Origin of the sequence: Parahaliea maris, from assembly GCF_008064665.1 — a bacterium.
In the GTDB taxonomy this organism is placed as follows: domain Bacteria; phylum Pseudomonadota; class Gammaproteobacteria; order Pseudomonadales; family Halieaceae; genus Parahaliea; species Parahaliea maris.
In genome coordinates, this window is record NZ_VRZA01000011.1 from 19,845 (window position 1) to 36,852 (window position 17,008).

At 64.9% G+C, this 17,008-nt stretch carries 16 protein-coding genes; 2 read left to right on the forward strand and 14 right to left on the reverse strand.

The window, feature by feature from the left end; all coding sequences use genetic code 11:
- Nucleotides 1-82: 82 nt before the first annotated feature.
- The 12 genes from FV139_RS20035 to FV139_RS20090 all read right to left on the reverse strand — a co-directional run bounded on the left by FV139_RS20035 (nt 83) and on the right by FV139_RS20090 (nt 13,108).
- The gene (locus FV139_RS20035; RefSeq protein ID WP_148070277.1) at nt 83-1,384 is read right to left on the reverse strand and encodes an adenylosuccinate synthase; all 1,302 of its coding nucleotides are present in this window, start codon (nt 1,382-1,384) and stop codon (nt 83-85) included.
- Between the two features lie 6 nt (nt 1,385-1,390).
- Entirely contained in the window at nt 1,391-2,575 is a 1,185-nt protein-coding gene (locus FV139_RS20040; RefSeq protein ID WP_148070278.1) for an ATP phosphoribosyltransferase regulatory subunit, read from the reverse strand.
- Nucleotides 2,575-2,766 carry a DUF2065 domain-containing protein gene (locus FV139_RS20045; protein WP_148070279.1) on the reverse strand — a complete coding sequence of 64 codons (192 nt, stop codon included), beginning with the start codon at nt 2,764-2,766 and terminating at the stop codon, nt 2,575-2,577. Before FV139_RS20045 ends, FV139_RS20040 begins: the two co-directional genes overlap by 1 nt.
- Nucleotides 2,767-2,986: 220 nt before the next feature.
- Nucleotides 2,987-3,862 carry a protease modulator HflC gene (gene hflC, locus FV139_RS20050; protein ID WP_148070280.1) on the reverse strand — a complete coding sequence of 292 codons (876 nt, stop codon included), beginning with the start codon at nt 3,860-3,862 and terminating at the stop codon, nt 2,987-2,989.
- Between the two features lies 1 nt (nt 3,863).
- Nucleotides 3,864-5,024, reverse strand: a complete 1,161-nt coding sequence (gene hflK / locus FV139_RS20055; protein ID WP_148070281.1) for an FtsH protease activity modulator HflK — start codon at nt 5,022-5,024, stop codon at nt 3,864-3,866.
- A gap of 94 nt (nt 5,025-5,118) precedes the next feature.
- Nucleotides 5,119-6,390, reverse strand: coding sequence for a ribosome rescue GTPase HflX (gene hflX, locus FV139_RS20060; protein ID WP_148070282.1), 1,272 nt, complete (start codon nt 6,388-6,390; stop codon nt 5,119-5,121).
- Nucleotides 6,391-6,451: 61 nt separating this feature from the next.
- The gene (hfq, locus tag FV139_RS20065; protein ID WP_116367153.1) at nt 6,452-6,700 is read right to left on the reverse strand and encodes an RNA chaperone Hfq; all 249 of its coding nucleotides are present in this window, start codon (nt 6,698-6,700) and stop codon (nt 6,452-6,454) included.
- Nucleotides 6,701-6,874: 174 nt separating this feature from the next.
- Nucleotides 6,875-7,825 carry a tRNA (adenosine(37)-N6)-dimethylallyltransferase MiaA gene (miaA, locus tag FV139_RS20070; protein WP_213004192.1) on the reverse strand — a complete coding sequence of 317 codons (951 nt, stop codon included), beginning with the start codon at nt 7,823-7,825 and terminating at the stop codon, nt 6,875-6,877.
- Between the two features lie 49 nt (nt 7,826-7,874).
- Nucleotides 7,875-9,731 carry a DNA mismatch repair endonuclease MutL gene (gene mutL, locus FV139_RS20075; RefSeq protein ID WP_148070284.1) on the reverse strand — a complete coding sequence of 619 codons (1,857 nt, stop codon included), beginning with the start codon at nt 9,729-9,731 and terminating at the stop codon, nt 7,875-7,877.
- Nucleotides 9,732-9,755: 24 nt separating this feature from the next.
- The gene (locus tag FV139_RS20080; protein WP_235898741.1) at nt 9,756-11,093 is read right to left on the reverse strand and encodes an N-acetylmuramoyl-L-alanine amidase; all 1,338 of its coding nucleotides are present in this window, start codon (nt 11,091-11,093) and stop codon (nt 9,756-9,758) included.
- 27 nt (nt 11,094-11,120) lie between these two features.
- On the reverse strand, nt 11,121-11,603 hold the full coding sequence (gene tsaE, locus FV139_RS20085; protein ID WP_148070285.1) for a tRNA (adenosine(37)-N6)-threonylcarbamoyltransferase complex ATPase subunit type 1 TsaE: 483 nt from the start codon (nt 11,601-11,603) through the stop codon (nt 11,121-11,123).
- Nucleotides 11,600-13,108, reverse strand: a complete 1,509-nt coding sequence (locus tag FV139_RS20090) for an NAD(P)H-hydrate dehydratase (protein ID WP_148070286.1) — start codon at nt 13,106-13,108, stop codon at nt 11,600-11,602. The genes tsaE and FV139_RS20090 overlap by 4 nt, the downstream gene beginning before the upstream one ends.
- Before the next feature lie 142 nt (nt 13,109-13,250).
- On the opposite strand from FV139_RS20090, the gene queG reads away from it, so the two are divergent.
- Complete coding sequence (queG, locus tag FV139_RS20095) at nt 13,251-14,354, forward strand: tRNA epoxyqueuosine(34) reductase QueG (protein WP_148070287.1); 1,104 nt, start codon at nt 13,251-13,253, stop codon at nt 14,352-14,354.
- On the opposite strand, the gene FV139_RS20100 is transcribed toward queG, so the two are convergent.
- Together FV139_RS20100 and orn are read right to left on the reverse strand one after the other, a co-directional pair.
- Entirely contained in the window at nt 14,351-15,097 is a 747-nt protein-coding gene (locus tag FV139_RS20100) for an FHA domain-containing protein (protein WP_235898742.1), read from the reverse strand. The genes queG and FV139_RS20100 overlap by 4 nt on opposite strands.
- A gap of 236 nt (nt 15,098-15,333) precedes the next feature.
- The gene (gene orn / locus FV139_RS20105; RefSeq protein WP_148070288.1) at nt 15,334-15,882 is read right to left on the reverse strand and encodes an oligoribonuclease; all 549 of its coding nucleotides are present in this window, start codon (nt 15,880-15,882) and stop codon (nt 15,334-15,336) included.
- Between the two features lie 89 nt (nt 15,883-15,971).
- Between orn and rsgA the strand changes: the two genes are divergently transcribed.
- Entirely contained in the window at nt 15,972-17,000 is a 1,029-nt protein-coding gene (gene rsgA, locus FV139_RS20110) for a small ribosomal subunit biogenesis GTPase RsgA (RefSeq protein ID WP_148070289.1), read from the forward strand.
- Nucleotides 17,001-17,008: the final 8 nt, after the last annotated feature.

The following is a 17,008-nucleotide window of genomic DNA, read 5'->3' on the forward strand; positions in this document are numbered from 1 at the left end:
TGGGTCAACAACCCTGAAACGGAGGGCTAGCGGAGGGGTCGAGAGGCCCGGAGGGCAATGCCGCCCTCCGGACTGCGTATGATCAGGCCGATTCGCCGAACGGATTGCGCAGGACGATGGTTTCCACCCGGTCGGGGCCGGTGGAAATGATGTCGATGGGCGCACCCACCACGTCCTCGATCTTCTGGATGTAATCGAGGGCCGCCTGGGGCAGCTCGGCGAGGGATTTGGCACCCAGAGTCGATTCCTGCCAGCCCGGGACGACCTCGTAGACCGGGACCAGGCCGTCGTAGTCGTCGGAGTCTACCGGGTTGGGGACCGCATTGCCGTCTTCGTCGGCGTAGCCCACACAGATCTGGATGCTCTCCAGGCCGTCGAGCACGTCGAGCTTGGTCAGGCACAGGCCGGAGACCGAGTTGATATTGACCGCATTGCGCAGCGCTACGGCGTCGAACCAGCCACAGCGACGGGGGCGGCCGGTGGTGGCGCCAAATTCATGGCCGCGCTCGGCCAGGCGGGCACCCGTTGCGTCGAACAGTTCGGTCGGGAAGGGACCGGAACCCACCCGGGTAGTGTAGGCCTTGGTAATACCCAGCACGTAGTCGAGGTACAGGGGGCCGAAGCCGGACCCGGTGGCGGTGCCACCTGCCGTCGTGTTGGAGCTGGTGACGAAGGGGTAGGTACCGTGGTCGATGTCCAGCAGTGAACCCTGGGCGCCCTCGAACATGATCCGGGCGTTGGTCTTGCGGTATTCATGCAGGATGGCGGTCACGTCGGCCATCATCGGCAGCAGTTGCTCGCCCATGGCCAGGGTCTCCGCCAGCACCTGCTCCACATCCAGCGGCTCCACCTTGTAGTAGTGCTCGAGCTGGAAGTTGTGGAAGTCCATGACCTCGCGGAGTTTGCGCGCGAACCGGGCCTCGTCCTGCAGGTCACCCAGGCGCAGGCCACGGCGGGCGGCCTTGTCTTCGTAGGCCGGACCGATACCGCGACCGGTAGTGCCGATTTTTTCCTCGCCGCGGCGCGCCTCGCGGGCCTGGTCCAGAGCCACGTGGTAGGGCAGGATCAGGGGGCAGGCGGGAGAGATCCGCAGACGTTCGCGAACCGGAACACCCCTGGCCTCCAGCTCGGCGATTTCCTTCAGCAGGGCGTCCGGGGCCAGTACCACACCGTTGCCAATGAGACACTGCACATGTTCACGCAGGATGCCCGAGGGGATCAGGTGCAGTACCGTCTTCTCACCTTCAATCACGAGGGTATGGCCGGCGTTGTGCCCGCCCTGGAATCGCACTACGGCGCTGGCCTGGTCGGTCAGCAGGTCGACGATCTTGCCCTTGCCCTCATCACCCCACTGGGTGCCCAGGACCACTACGTTCTTGCTCATGCGGATTTAACTCGTTGCTTGGTCGATAGTCAGGGACTGCAGGTCCCACTCCCCCTCGCGCTCCACCAGCTCGCGGTCGCAGCGGGGGTCCGGCACGCCGGAGAGGCAGTTGATCACCACCTCTCCCGCGGCACGCAGGGCGTTGACCCGGTCCAGCAGGGCCGGGTCATCACTGTCAGGCATACTGATGGCGCCGCGCCCGGTCTCCTCCGCGGGCAACAGCGCCATCAGCGCCTTTAAATCGGTGGCAAAGCCGGTAGCGGGACGCGCCCGGCCGAAGACCTTGCCTACATCATTGTAGCGCCCGCCATTCGCCAGCGCCTGCCCGTGGCCGGGCACATACGCAGCAAACACGATGCCAGTGTGATAGTGGTAACCGCGCAACTCGGCGAGATCAAAGTAGATCGCCACGTCGGGGCGCTGGCGGCAGATATCGGTGGCCACGTCCTGCAGGGCCTCAATGGCCGCCAGGGCCCTCGGGGCGCGCTCCCCGAACAATTCCCGGGCCCGGGTCAGCACCGTCTCGTCGCCGTGCAGTTCCAGCAGGCTGAGAATCAGTTCCCGGGTCGCCTCGTCGGCGCCGGCCAGGGCCAGCTCGAGATCGGGCCGGGACTTGCGCTGCAGGGCGTCGAAGACGGCGTCTTCCTGCTCCTGTTCGAGGGCGGCAGCCTCCAGCACGGCACCGTAAACACCCACATGACCGAGGTCCAGGGTAATGTCCGACAGGCCGGCAGAAGCCAGGGTGGCCAGCATCAGGCGAATGATTTCCACGTCAGCAGCCAGGCTGTCGTCGCCATAGAGCTCGGCACCCAGCTGGATCGGCGACCGCGAGCCGGTGGGTGTGCGGGGCCTGGTGTGGAGAATGGAGCCGGCATAGCAGAGGCGGGTCACCCCCTCCTGGCCGAGACTGTGGGCATCGATCCGCGCCACCTGGGGGGTAATGTCGGCCCGCACCCCCAGAGACCGGCCACTGAGCTGGTCGGTCATTTTGAAGGTGAGCAGATCCAGATCGGCTCCAAGGCCGATCAGCAGGGATTCGGTAAACTCCACCAGCGGCGGGATTACCAGCTGGTAGCCCCAGCTGCGATAGAGGTCCAGCAACTGCCGGCGCAGACGCTCGGCGGCGGCCGCCTGCTGCGGCAGCACCTCCTCCACGCCATCGGGTAGTTGCCAGCGATCCACGCTTGTCATCAATTCACCCAATACAATAACAACAGCCCCGCCAGCATACTGCCGAGGCCGATTTTGCGAATCACCCGGTCGTCCAGCCGCCCCACGGTTTGCAGCATCTCGCGCCAGGCAGCGGGGCTCAGAAAGGGCAATACGCCCTCAATAATCAGGACCAGAGCCAGGGCGACCGGGAGTACGTGCCAGAAGTCCATATTGGGTCCTGAGGTGTTCGACCTGTTGTGGATCATCTTCGACGGACTGGAGCCAGCGGAGAGATCCCGATCGCTACCGGCATCCATGCCTCCCGCGATCTACCGTACATCCTGTACATAAAAAAACCGCGAGGGGCTGGTGCTTTAAAAAAACACCAGTGCTCACGGTTGCGGAATACTACCACAGGCACCGCGAGAGGTACCTGTGATTATTTGGGTATTACTGCCCGCCCTTGGGGTCCTTCAGGTAGCGGAAGAACTCGCTATCCGGACGCAGCAGCAGCATGTCGCCGCTATCCTGGAAGGCCTCGCGGTAGGCCCGCAGGCTGCGGGTAAAGGAGTAAAACTCCGGATCCTCGTTGAAGGCGCCGGCGTAGATGGCGGTGGCCTGGGCGTCGCCCTCACCGCGAATCAGCTCCGCATCCCGGTAGGCGTTGGCCTCGATCACCGTCACCTCACGATCGGCGGCAGCGCGGATCCCCTCGGCCAGCTCCTGACCCTGGGACCGGTGCTCACGGGCTTCCTTCTCCCGCTCGGCGTTCATCCGCCGGTAGACCGACTCGGAAACGTCCGGCGGCAGGTCAATCTGCTTGACCCGCACATCGACCACCTCGACACCCAGTTCGGTCAGGGCGACCTCGTTGAGCTTGTTGGTGATGTTCTCCATCAGCTGGTCACGTTCACCGGACACCACCTCCTGGATGGTGCGCACGGCCACCTGGTTGCGCAGGCCGTCGTTGATGCGCTGGGACAGCAGGCCCATGGCGCGAGTCTCTTCACCGTTGGTGGCGGTGTAGAACTTGGCCGTGTCCGCGACCCGGAACTTGGCGTAGGAATCCACAATCACCGCTTTCTTCTCCTGGGTGAAGAAGCGCTCGGGCTGTGAGTCCACGGTCAGCACCCGGCCGTCGAAGCGGCGCACGTTGTTGACGAAGGGAATCTTCCAGTGCAGGCCCGGCTCGATGTTCGGATTGACCACTTCACCAAACTGCAGCATCACCGCGCGCTCGGTCTCGCGAATCACAAACACGGAGTTACTGACCACAAACAGCACCAGCACCGACAGCAGGATGATGGTCACATTGCGTCCTGACATATCAGCGTCCTCCCCGGCGGCTGCTGGAGCTGGCGTCGTCGCGGCGCATCTGCTCGGCCACGGCATTGGTCAACTCGCGAATATTGGAACTGTCGATCTGCAGGCGGCGGCTGCCGCCGGTAACGCCCGACTTCTCCGCCAGCTTGTCGAGGGGCAGGTACATCACGTTATTGCCACCCTCCACATCAACCATGACCTTGCTGGTGCTGGAGTACACGCCCTGCACCGCATCCAGGTACAGGCGTTCGCGGGTCACCTCGGGCGCCTTGTTGTACTCCGCCAGCAGCTTGCTGAAGCGCTCCGCCTCACCCTCGGCGTTGGCGATCACCTGCTCCTTGTAGGCGCTGGCCTCCTCGATCTGACGCTGGGCGCGACCGCGTGCCTCGGGCACGATGCCGTTGGCGTAGGCCTGTGCCTCGTTCTTCAGGCGCTCCTCGTCCTCCCGTGCCTTGATCACGTCATCAAAGGCGGCCTGGACCTGGCTCGGGGGCTTGGATTCGTCCACGTTCACCTTGGACACGCGAATACCGGTTTCATACAGGTCGAGATAACTCTGCAGGCGGCTGCGGACATCCGTGGCAATCTGGGCCCGACCCTCGGTGAGCACCAGATCCATGCGGGTATCGCCGACCACGTGGCGCACGGCGCTCTGGGCGGCGTGTTGCAGGGAATTTTCCGGTGCCCGCACCTTCAGGACAAACTTGGTGGGGTCGTCAATGACGTACTGCACCGACATGCGGACCTCGACGATATTCTCGTCCTTGGTCAGCATGATTTCGCGGAAACTGGCGGCACGCACCTTGGTGGTATTGACCTTGACCACCTCGTCAATCAGCGGCGGATTCCAGCGCAGACCCGGCTGGGCGGTCACGTGGTACTTACCAAAGCGCAACACGACGGCGCGCTCCTGCTCGTCCACCTGGTAGAAGCCCATCAGTGCCCACACCACCAGCGCACCGGTGAGCAGCACTAGCAGGAGGGAGCCTGACAGGCCACCTCCGGAGCCGCCGGAGGAAGCGCCTCCGCGACCACCACCGAACAAACCGCCGAACTTCTCCTGCAGTTTCTTCAATGCCTCGTCCAGATCGGGTGGCCCCTGATCGCCCCCGCCCCAGGGGTCCCTGGGCTTGTTGTTGCCACCGCCCGGCTCATTCCAGGACATACCTGTCTCCTAGTGTGAAAGTGCTCGAAGTCTAACATTATTCGCTGGGGTAGACAGGCGCGGAGCACATCGCCTGCCTGTGTTTTCGAGTGCCTCAGAACAGCGGCTCCGGCCCTTTTTTCATCAACCGGTTCCAGTCCGAACGGGGCAGGCGCACATGCAGATGCGCCACGCCATCGTCGCCATAGGCTTCCGACTGGACCGCCCCCATGCGATACAGGGCGGCGCGCAGACCGCCCTGGTCCGGCAGCAGGCTCAACTCTTCCTGCACCATGTCCTCGCCTACCAGTTCCGCCACCGCCTCCAGCAACAGGCCACACCCCTCACCGGTCACGGCGCTCAGCCACACCCGTTGCGGCCGGCCGGCCTCATCGCGATCAATACGCGCAGGCTGCTCCAGCAGATCGAGTTTGTTGAATACCTGCAGCCGGGGAATGTCGCTGGCACCGATTTCTTCCAGCACATCTTCCACCTGGTGGATGTTGTCCTCCCGCTCTTCCGAGGCCGCATCGATCACGTGCAGCAGGAGGTCGGCATTGCGCGTCTCTTCCAGGGTGGCCTTGAAGGCCTCTACCAGCTTGTGTGGCAGGTGCGCGATAAAACCCACCGTGTCGGCCAGCACCACCGGCCCCACCTGTTCCAGTTGCAGTCGGCGCAGGGTGGGATCGAGGGTGGCGAACAACTGGTCGGCGGCGTACACCTCGGCCTCGGTCAGGCGATTGAACAGGGTCGATTTGCCAGCGTTGGTGTAGCCCACCAGCGACACCGTCGGCATCTCTGCCCGGCGGCGGGAGCGACGCCCCTGGTCGCGCTGGCGCTGCACCTTTTCCAGACGCGCGGTGATCGACTTGATGCGGGCGCGCAGCAGCCGGCGGTCAGTCTCCAGCTGGGTCTCACCCGGGCCGCGCAGGCCGATACCACCCTTTTGCCGTTCCAGGTGGGTCCAGCCTCGCACCAGGCGGGTACTCATGTGCTGTAGCTGGGCCAGTTCGACCTGCAGCTTGCCCTCGTGGGTGCGGGCGCGCTGGGCGAAGATGTCCAGGATCAGCCCGGTGCGATCAAGCACCCGGCATTTCAGTTCCCGTTCGAGGTTGCGTTCCTGGCTGGGGCTGAGGGCGTGATTGAACATCACCACTTCGGCATCGAGGGCCGCCACCTCGGCAGCGATCTCCTCCAACTTGCCCTTGCCGACGAAGGTGCGGGAGTGCGGTACATCGCGCTGCCCCATGACATATGCCACCGGGTCGCCGCCCGCGGACAGCACCAGTTCCTCAAATTCACGGGGATCTTCCCGCTCTGCTTCGCTTGCGAGGTTCAGGTGAACGAGCACAGCCCGTTCGCCCGATTCGGGCCTGTCAAAAAACAATGGAACCTCGGTAAGTCACTTCAGAGCCGCGAGTGGCGAATGCCACTCGCGGCGAAGGGGCTCAGTTTCCACCCTCTTCCTCGGGCGGATTCTGCATCGGCAGCCGCACCACGCGGGAAGGGACAACGGTGGAAATGGCATGCTTGTACACCATCTGGCTGACGGTGTTTTTCAGCAGTACCACAAACTGGTCAAAGGATTCGATCTGGCCCTGCAGCTTGATGCCGTTTACCAGGTAAATCGAAACGGGAACGCGTTCCTTACGCAGAATATTCAGGTAAGGGTCTTGTAGAGTGTGCCCTTTTGACATAACTCTCTCCTCGGTCGGCTCAACTCGAGCCCAAAAAATGAAAAAACGACCTCTTGTTCAATCCGGTGGTGTCAACGGCCCCCCACCGGGGATGACATCGGGTCTTCCGTCGGCGCCAACTACCCTGTTCAGGGGATGATAACGCACAGTGGAACAGTATAGATCACTCCAACATCAGTGAAATGGGGCCTCGTCAATAAATTTCAAGGCCTGTTGAAGAAGATTCTCCACGCACTGCTCCACCGCTGAATGTGACCGCAGGGGTGGCAGAACGTTCCCGGCGGCGTCGGTTTCCAGCCAGTTCAGGCCCGGCCACTTGCGCAACCAGGTCAACTGGCGCTTGGCCAACTGGCGGGTGGCGGCGACAGCGCGCTCCACCGCCTCTTCCAGACTGCAGTCGCCATCCAGGTAGTGCCACAGCTGGCGGTAGCCCACAGCCCGTATCGCGGGGAGTTCCGGATGCAGTTCCGGACGGGCATGCAGCGCGCGGACCTCGTCCAGGAAGCCCCCCGCCATCATCTGCTCGAAGCGCAGGGCAATGCGCTGGTGGAGCACGGCCCGGTCCCGCGGACAGATTGCCAGCTGGCAAAGTCGGTAGCGGCTGGCCGCACCGCCACCCTGCTGGCGCCGCTGCCACTCACTGATGGGAATCCCGCTGCTGCGATAGACCTCCAGGGCCCGCGACAGGCGCTGGGAGTGATTGGGGTGGATGCGCGCGGCGGCTTCGGGGTCGACTTCCTGCAACTGCGCGTGCAGGGCGGGCCAGCCCTGCGCCGCCGCCTCCGCTTCAATCGCAGCCCGAATGGCGGGGTCGGCCGCGGGCATGTCCGCCAGCCCCTCCAGAAAGGCACGAAAATAGAGCATGGTGCCCCCCACCAGGAGCGGGGTTTTACCCCGGGCGACGATGTCGTTGACCACCCGCCCGGCATCTGCCGCAAAATCGGCCGCCGAATAGGGCTGGTCGGGGTCGCGGATATCCACCAGGTGATGGGGGTAGTCCGGCTTGGCACTGCCGATATCCAGGCCCCGGTACACCAGGGCGGAATCGACACTCACCAGTTCACAGTCCAGCACCCGGGCGAGGTCGATGGCGAGATCGGTCTTGCCCGAAGCCGTGGGGCCCATCAGGCAGATCAGCCGGGGGCGGGTTGTGTCCACTGGCTCAGCCATCGGCTCAGCGGCCGCGCAGAAACAGACGGTCGAGCTCGTCCAGACCCAACTGGGTCCAGGTGGGGCGGCCGTGATTGCACTGGCCGGCACGCTCGGTCTCTTCCATGTCGCGCAGCAGGGCGTTCATCTCGGGAATCGTCAGGCGCCGGTTGGCCCTCACCGAGCCATGGCAGGCCATGGTCGAGAGGATTTCGTCCATGTGGGCTTCGATACGGTCGGAACTGCCGTACTCCGCCAGGTCCGACAGCACGTCACGCAGTAACTGTTCGACGTTGGAGTCCCTGAGGGCCACCGGGATCTGACGGATCAGCAGACTCTCCTCGCCGGCGCTGTCCACCTGCAGGCCCAGGCGCTCAAACAGCCCGGCGTGCTCCTGGGCCAGGGTCACCTCGCGGCTGCTTACCGCCACCGCCTGGGGCACCAGCAGGGGCTGGCTGCGGATACCCTCGGCGTCGCGGGCCTGTTTCAGGCGCTCGTAGGTGATGCGCTCGTGGGCGGCGTGCATATCCACCAGCACCAGGCCGTGGGCGTTCTCGGAAAGAATGTAGATGCCCTTGAGCTGGGCCAGGGCGTAGCCCAGCGGGGGCACTTCCTCGGCCTCGGACTCCGGCAGGGGAGCCGCGGGCGGATGCAACTGGCCGTAGGCCCGCACCTGCTCCGCGGTACGCGCCGGCGACACCGCCGGGGCACTGTAGCCGCCAGCCGGCATGGCGCGCCCGCTGCCCAGCGGCGCAGCGCCGGGGCTGCCCCAGGCCAGGGCCGGCTGACTGCGAATCTCCCCGGTCTGCAGGTCCACGGTCTCTCCCGTTCGCGCCCCGTCCTCTGACACTGGCACCTCGACGCCGGGCTGCCCGGGCCGCACATCCGCCAGCGCCTTGTGCAGGCTGGAAAAGATAAAGTTGTGCACTTCCCGGCCGTCGCGGAAACGCACCTCGTGCTTGGTGGGATGCACATTGACGTCCACCAGCGCCGGGTCCAGTTCCAGGTAGAGTACAAATGCCGGGTGGCGGCCGTGGTACAGCACATCGCGATAGGCCTGCTTGACGGCGTGGGCCACCAGTTTGTCGCGAATGACCCGGCCGTTGACGAAAAAGTACTGCAGGTCCGCCTGGCTGCGGGAGAAGGTGGGCAGGCCGACCCAGCCCCACAGACGCAGGGCGCCGCGCTCGTGCTCCACGTACACCGCCTGCTCCATGAAGGCCGGGCCGCAAACTGTCGCCACCCGCCGCTGACGCTCTGCGGTGCTATCGGCGGCCCGCAGGCTGTGAATCCCGCGGCCGTTGTGGCGCAGGCTGAAGCCGACATCGAAGCGGGACAGGGCCAGCCGCTTGACCACCTCCTCGAGGTGGTTGAACTCGGTTTTTTCGGTGCGCAGAAACTTGCGCCGCGCCGGGGTATTGAAGAACAGGTCACGCACTTCCACCGTGGTGCCCCGGGGATGGGGTGCCGGCTTGACCGTCACTTCCATGTCCCGCCCCTCACACAGGGCGCTGCTGCCTTCACTGCTGTCGTCCCGGTGGTTGGAGGTCAGGGTCAGGCGCGACACCGAGCCGATACTGGCCAGGGCCTCGCCGCGGAAACCGAGGCTGCCGACCCGTTCGAGGTCTTCCAGGGAACTGATCTTGCTGGTGGCGTGACGCGCCAGGGCGAGGGGTAAATCCTCCGGCTCCATGCCCTGGCCGTTGTCGCGGATGCGGATCAGCTTGACGCCGCCCTCTTCCACATCCACGTCGATACGGGTGGCGCCGGCGTCGACAGCGTTTTCCAGCACCTCCTTGACCACGGAGGCGGGGCGTTCGACCACCTCACCGGCGGCAATCTGGTTGGCGAGCCTCGGGCTGAGGCAGTGTATTCGAGCCATGGGATCGGTCTGGGGTGCTCTGGATCAGCTAGTGGGTATTTTCAGCGTCTGCCCGACCATGATGCGGGTGCCGGACATGCCGTTGGCGCTCTTCAGGTCGGTGACCGAGACGTTGAAGCGCTGGGCGATACCCGACAGTGTATCACCCCGGGCAATGGTGTACTGCTGCGCGCCCTGCTGTTTCTGCCAGGCCAGCAGGGTACCCGCCGGAGGATGCTGGCTGAACCAGTCGCGGATGCCGCTGTGGATGGCACTGGCCATCTGCTTCTGGTAGCTGCGGGTATTGAGGCGGCGGGCCTCACTGGGATTGGAAATGAACCCGGTCTCTACCAGGATCGAGGGAATATCCGGTGATTTCAGCACTGCGAAACCGGCCTGCTCCACGCTGCGCTTGTGCAGGCGGGCAATGGTATCCATGCGCGACAGCACCCGCCCGCCCATTTTCAGGCTGGTATCCAGGGTGGAGGTCATGGACAGGTCGGCCAGCACGCCCGCGAGCACGTCGTCCTTGTCCGACAGGCTGACACCGCCCACCAGGTCGGCGGCGTTTTCGCGCTGGGCCAGGTAACCGGCAGCGGTACTGGTGGCGCCTTTGGTGGACAGGGCATACACCGAGGCGCCATTGGCCTGGGGTTTGGTAAACGCATCCGCATGAATGGAAACGAACAGATCGGCCTGACGCTGGCGGGCCAGGTCCCGGCGCCCCTTCAGGCTGACGTAGTAATCACCGCTGCGGATCAGGGTGGGCTTGAAGCCGCTGTCCTGTTCGAACAGCCTGAACAGCTCTTTCGAAATGGCCAGCACGACATCTTTCTCGCGCAGGCGGTTGGGGCCGAGCGCCCCCGGGTCCTCGCCACCATGACCGGCGTCAATGGCCACGATCAGGTCGCGCCGCCCGTTGGCGTCCACCTGTTTCCTGACCGGTTGCGGCTCACTCTGGCTGGCGGCCTGCAGGTCGTACAGGTCCAGTACCAGGCGATCACCCGCCTGCTGGTTGGCCTTGAGGGCAAAACTGCGGGGCTTCACCTCCTCGCTCATATCGAAGACCACCCGCAGGTCGTCACCCTCGCGGATACCGGAGCGGATAGTGCCAATCGGGGTCTTGTCGAGTTTGAGGCTGGCCAGGCTGGCCTTGAGGCTGACATCGCTGATGTCCAGCACAATCCGGCTGGGGTTCTCCAGGGTGATGAGCCGGTGTTCGGCGGGCCCGGTCAGGTCGAAAACCACCCGGGTGTGATCTGGCGCGCGCCAGAGACGGACGTCGTGCACCTCCGTCCCCCACGCGGGAACGGCAGAAACGAACGCCAGCCACCACAGGACCGCAAAGGTCCAGCACACCCTGCCCATATCACTCCAAGCCATTCTCGTTATCGAGCGTGGTCCCCGGGCTCAGGCGGCCCCTAGCCACCGCCCCAGCACGGTATTCCCCAACACCGTGTTGGCACACACCTCAAGCTGGCGGCCCAATCCCGCTGGGCTTATGGTAATCCCAATGTCTGCCGGGGGCAAAACGCCACGCCCCCGCCCCGGCCACTCCACCAGACACACCGCATCGGGGCGGAAGTAATCGCGAATCCCCATGAACTCGAGCTCCTCCGGATCCCCGAGCCGGTAGAGGTCGAAGTGATACACATCGAGCCCCTGTAGCTCATAGGGCTCGACCAGGGTGTAAGTGGGGCTCTTCACCGCACCGCTGTGCCCGAGGCCCTGGATCAGCCCCCGGCTGAAGGTGGTCTTGCCCATGCCGAGGTCGCCCTCGAGGTAGATCACCAGCCCCGGAGCAAGGTTCCGCGCGAGAGCCTCGCCCAGCGCCACCATGGCTGTTTCATCAGGGGCCTCGACCTGCCGCGCCCCCTGCGCACCTCCGCTCATCCCAACAGCTCCCGCATCGGCGCCATCAGGTCCGCTGCCAGCAATCCGCGCTGCCCCGCGGCCGCGGCGTGATCCGCCGCGGCACCGTGCAGGCACACGCCAAGCGCGGCGGCATCGACCGGCGCGAGGCCCTGGGCCAGCAGGCCGGCGATGACACCGCTCAGCACATCCCCCATACCCCCGCTGGCCATCCCGGGATTGCCATAGTCACTCAGCAACAGCAGCTCCGCGCCACACACCAGGGTGCCGTTGCCCTTGAGCACCACCACCCCGCCGTAGCGCGATTGCAGGGCCCGGGCCGCGGCATAGCGATCGGCCTGGACCGAGGCAGTATCGGTTTCCAGCAGGCGCGCCGCCTCCCCCGGGTGCGGGGTCAGCACCCAGTTGTCACGCGGCGGTGTCACGCCACCGCAACCGCGCACCAGCAGATTCAGGGCGTCCGCGTCCAGCACCATCGCACCGGCGTCACCACTGCAGGCCGCCTGAGCGCAGGCCGTCTGGAACAATTGCTCCGACCAGCTGCTTTGGCCGAGACCGGGACCGAGTGCCAGCACGTCGGTCCCGGCAACCAGGGACGCCAGGTCCTGGCCACCGCGCACCGCATGAGCCATCACTTCGGGACGCCGCGCCAGCAGCGCCGCCACGTGGACATCCCGGGTGGCAGCGCTCACCAGGCCAGCACCACAGCGCAGGGCCGCTTCCGACGCCATGATGGTCGCGCCTCCCATCCCGTGATCACCGCCAACCACCAGCACCCGGCCGCAGTGTCCTTTGTGGGTATCGGGCAGGCGCGGCGCAAGCTGGGCCAGCAGACTGCGAATCTCCAGCCGGCGCACCCCGGGGGGCAGGTGTCGGATCAAACCCGGGGGCACGGCGAGATCGGCGAGCTCGAGTTCACCACAGTGACCCGGCCCAGCCGCGGTAAAGAGCCCACGTTTGGCGACGATAAAGGTGATGGTTGCACTGGCCCTCACCGACACACCGAGTACACGGCCGGTGTCGGCACACAGGCCGGAGGGAATATCCAGCGCCAGCACCGGCAACCCGGAGGCGTTGATCGCCTCGATAGCCTCGCGCTGGACGGGCCGCACCTCGCCCCCGAGTCCGGTGCCGAGCAGTCCGTCGACCAGCACCCCCTCCGGTTCGAGACAACCCTGGTGCCAGGGGGTGACAGGCACGCCGCTGGCCAGGGCCTGGTTACGGGCATGCAGGGCATCACCGCTAATCCGCGCACTGTCCCCCAGCTGCCAGACCATCACCGGGTAGCCGCGCTTGTGGGCGATATCCGCCAGTAGATAGCCGTCACCGCCGTTATTACCGGTGCCGCAGATTACCTGTACCCGGGCCGGGTCGGGCCAGCGCGCCAGCAGTGACTCCCAGGCGGCCGCGGCCGCGCGCGCCATCAATATTGGCCCGGGAATCCCCCCGAACTCGATGGCGTGGCGGTCCAGCGCGCGAGTCTCTTCGGCACTGTACAGGCCCTGCTGTGCGCTGTAGTCGAACATGGCTTCCTTCGGTTATGTCTGCGGGAAGGACAGCTCGCGGCATGGCGAGGCGCCCTCTCTGACAGACCCGTCTGATAGAATTGGGCCTTCCCGGCCCTGTGCCGGCAAATTATAGGCGCCAGGCCAATTTCGTCACAGCCCGATGACCCCGGACAAGCCAACAACTGACACACCCACCCTGTCCCCGGAAGCGCAACAGGATCTGCTGGGCCGAATCCACGCCTGGGCGGCGGAGCTGGGATTTCAGCAGGTCGGCGTGGCCGATGTCGACCTGGGCGAACACCGCGAGTACCTGCAGAAATGGCTCGATGCGGGTTATCACGGCAGCATGGACTACATGGCCCGCCACGGCAGCAAACGCAGTCGCCCGGAAGGGCTGGTACCGGGAACCTGTCGTGTCCTCAGCCTGCGCATGGACTACCACCAGAACGACACCCAGCCGCTGGCGGTTCTGGACAACCCACAGCAGGCCTATATTTCGCGCTACACCCTGGGGCGGGACTACCACAAACTGATCCGCAAGCGCCTCGCCCAGCTGGCCAGACGCATCGAACAGGAGGCTGGCGGTGGACACTTCCGCGCCTTTGTCGACAGCGCGCCGGTACTCGAGCGCGCAATTGCCGAACGCGCGGGCCTGGGCTGGATCGCCAAGAACACCATGCTGATCAACGACAAGGCCGGGTCCTGGTTCTTCCTCGGGGAAATCTATACCGACCTGCCCCTGCCCGCCGGGCCGCCGCAGACCAGCAAACACTGCGGTACATGCACCGCGTGCCTGGACGTCTGCCCCACTAACGCCTTTGTCGGCCCCTACCAGCTCGACGCGCGGCGCTGTATTTCCTACCTGACCATCGAGCACGACGGCCCCATCGACCCGGCGCTACGCCCCCTGATGGGCAACCGGGTATTCGGCTGCGACGACTGCCAACTGGTATGCCCCTGGAACAAGTTTGCCCGCCCTACGGCGGAAAGCGACTTCCGCCCCCGCCACAATCTGGATGCCCCGGATCTGGTAGAGCTGTTCCTGTGGGATGAAGAGACCTACCTGGCGCGCACCGAGGGCTCTGCCCTGCGGCGCATCGGACACGAGCGCTGGCTGCGCAATCTCGCCGTCGCCCTGGGCAACGCTCCCGGGAGCCCCGCAATAATGGCCGCACTCGACAGCCGCCGGGAGCATCCTTCAGCACTGGTCAGGGAACATGTGGAGTGGGCACTGGCGCGCCACCGGGGGACCCAGGGGGATTAGCTGGTCTTGTCCTCGTCCGGGCCGTCCCCGGCTTTCATGTCGTGCCGGGTGGTGTCGATGAACGTGGTCATGCTCATGGCGTCGTGTTCCGCGCGGCCTCCGCTGAAGTGCTCCGATACACGGAAAATGATGTCGTGAAAGCGCACTTCGTCATCGTTTTGCAGGCGGTGGCGACCCTGGGTCTCCTTGCCATTGACCACGGTGCCGTTGGATGACCCCAGGTCCTCGATAAACAACCGATCGCCTTCCAGGTCCAGCCTTGCATGCATGCGGGACACGTGGGGGCTCACCACCGCCACATCGCAGTCCAGGGCTCGCCCCATGGTCAGGGGCCGGGTCACGCCAAAGCTCAGGCCGGACAGGGGGCCGGTTTCCGCAGAGAGCACCCAGCGAAAGTCGGGATGCTCCTCACCGCGGCGAAAGTAGGTCGACACGGCCTTGCCGCGACGGTCGTTGATGGGAGAGATATTGGTCAGTACCCGCCGCTCGACGAACGACGGAGTCTTGACGATCCCCTGGGGCGTGATCTGGAAAAACCACGCCAGGGCGAAGGTGACGGGAAAACCGAGGATTGCGCCAACCAGTAGATAGCGTGAGGCCACTTCATCGTCCAGCCCCATGGCCGGGAAGACGATATCCCCCACCTGCAACGCACCCCAACAGACCAGGATATACAGCGCGCAGGTACGGACGACCTTGCGTCGCTTCAGCTCTCTGAGAAACGAATTAATGCCGCCACTCACCGGGTCTTAATCCTTGTTGGCAAGCCGCGCGAGCGCGTGAGGCGCCGTTGCGTCCGGGGTGTATTCAGGAAACGCCAACAGCCGTCCATCGCAACGCTGACTCACCACTTTCACACTCTCCCCTGATTCGCACCTGCCGCCTACACCCCCACAGTGCTCGCTGCAAGCTTGCAGCTCGGCCAGGCACGCTGATTATTAGCGAACACTTGCCAATATTGACGATAACCCGGGCGAGTTCAAGCCTCGGTACGCAGAAAATGCGCCCGGTAATAGCGCAACTCGTCGATCGATTCTCGAATATCGTCCAGCGCCAGATGGGCAGCGGTCTTGCGAAACCCGGCGTCGAGCTCTGGCCGCCAGCGCTGCATCAGGATTTTCAGGGTGCTTACGTCGAGGTTGCGGTAGTGAAAGTAACGCTCCAGTTCCGGCATGTGCCGGGCCAGGAAACGGCGATCCTGGCAGATGCTGTTGCCACACATGGGTGAAGCGTCGGCTGGCACCCACTGGCGCAGGAATTCGATGGTCTGCCGGGCGGCCTCCTCCTCATCGACACGACTGGCGCGGACCCGCTCCACCAGGCCCGACGCCGTATGGTGGGTAGTATTCCACTCATCCATGGCCGCCAGGCGCTCATCGCTCTGGTGCAGGGCCAGCACCGGCCCCTCGGCAAGGGTGTTCAGATCGCTGTCGGTGACAATGGTGGCAATTTCGATAACGACGTCACGATCCGGATCCAGCCCGGTCATTTCCAGGTCAATCCAGATCAGGTTGGCTGGATTCTGCATGCCCTGTCCCCTTGGTTTTGGCGCCAGTTTAACAAATCGGGGGTCGAATAGTATTTGCGCCATTTCTACCCGCCGCGAATAATGGCGCGATGGGAAAACGCAAACTCAGCCGGCGACAGGCCTGGCGGGTCAAAAAAATCCAGGAGGAACGCGCAGAACGCGCCCGCCGCCGGGAGGATATCGCCGAGGAAAACCTGGGCGGCGGTGCGCTCGGGCCCGAGCAGCAGGGCCTGGTAGTGGCCCACTTCGGCACCCAGGTAGAGGTGGAGTCCGCACCCGGTGAAACCCGCCGCTGCCACCTGCGCGCCAACCTGGGCAGCCTGGTGACCGGCGATAGGGTGATCTGGTGCGACGGCGACCCGACCGGGGTGGTTGTCGCCCAACTGGACCGTGACAGTGAGCTGTGCCGGCCGGATAACTACGGCCAGCTCAAGCCCGTAGCCGCCAATATCGACCGCATTTTTATTGTCGTCGCGGCGCGGCCTGAACCCCATGCCAACCTGATCGACCGCTACCTGGTGGCCAGCGAAACCGTGGGTATCGAGCCGGTACTGGTACTGAACAAGGTTGACCTGCTGGAGGCTGAACCGGAACTGGCGAGTGCACTGGCTGCAATGCTGCAACCCTACAGCGACCTCGGCTACAGCACGCTGCGGGTCTCGGCCCGGGAGGGAGGCACCCAGTCGCTGCAAGCGGCCCTGCTGGAACACACCAGTATCTTTGTCGGCCAGTCGGGGGTAGGCAAGTCCTCACTGGTCAACAGCCTTCTGCCCGGCCTGGACCTGCGGGTCGGCGCCCTGTCGGAACTGACCCAGAAAGGCACCCACACCACCACCACGGCCCAGCTCTTTCACCTGCCCTGCGGCGGCAGCCTGATCGACTCCCCCGGGATTCGCGAATTTGGCCTGTGGCATATGACCCGGGAACAGGTAGAGCTGGGGTTCCGTGAGTTTCGGCGGCACCTGGGCCACTGCCGCTTCCGCGACTGCCAGCACCAGCAGGAGCCGGGCTGCGCAATCCTCCAGGCGGTTGAACAGAGCGAGATCAGCGCCGAGCGCCTGGCGAGCTACCGGCGTATTGTCGCCAGCCTGGACGAGGGCCAGGGCGGCCCTGGCTAGGCGGCAGC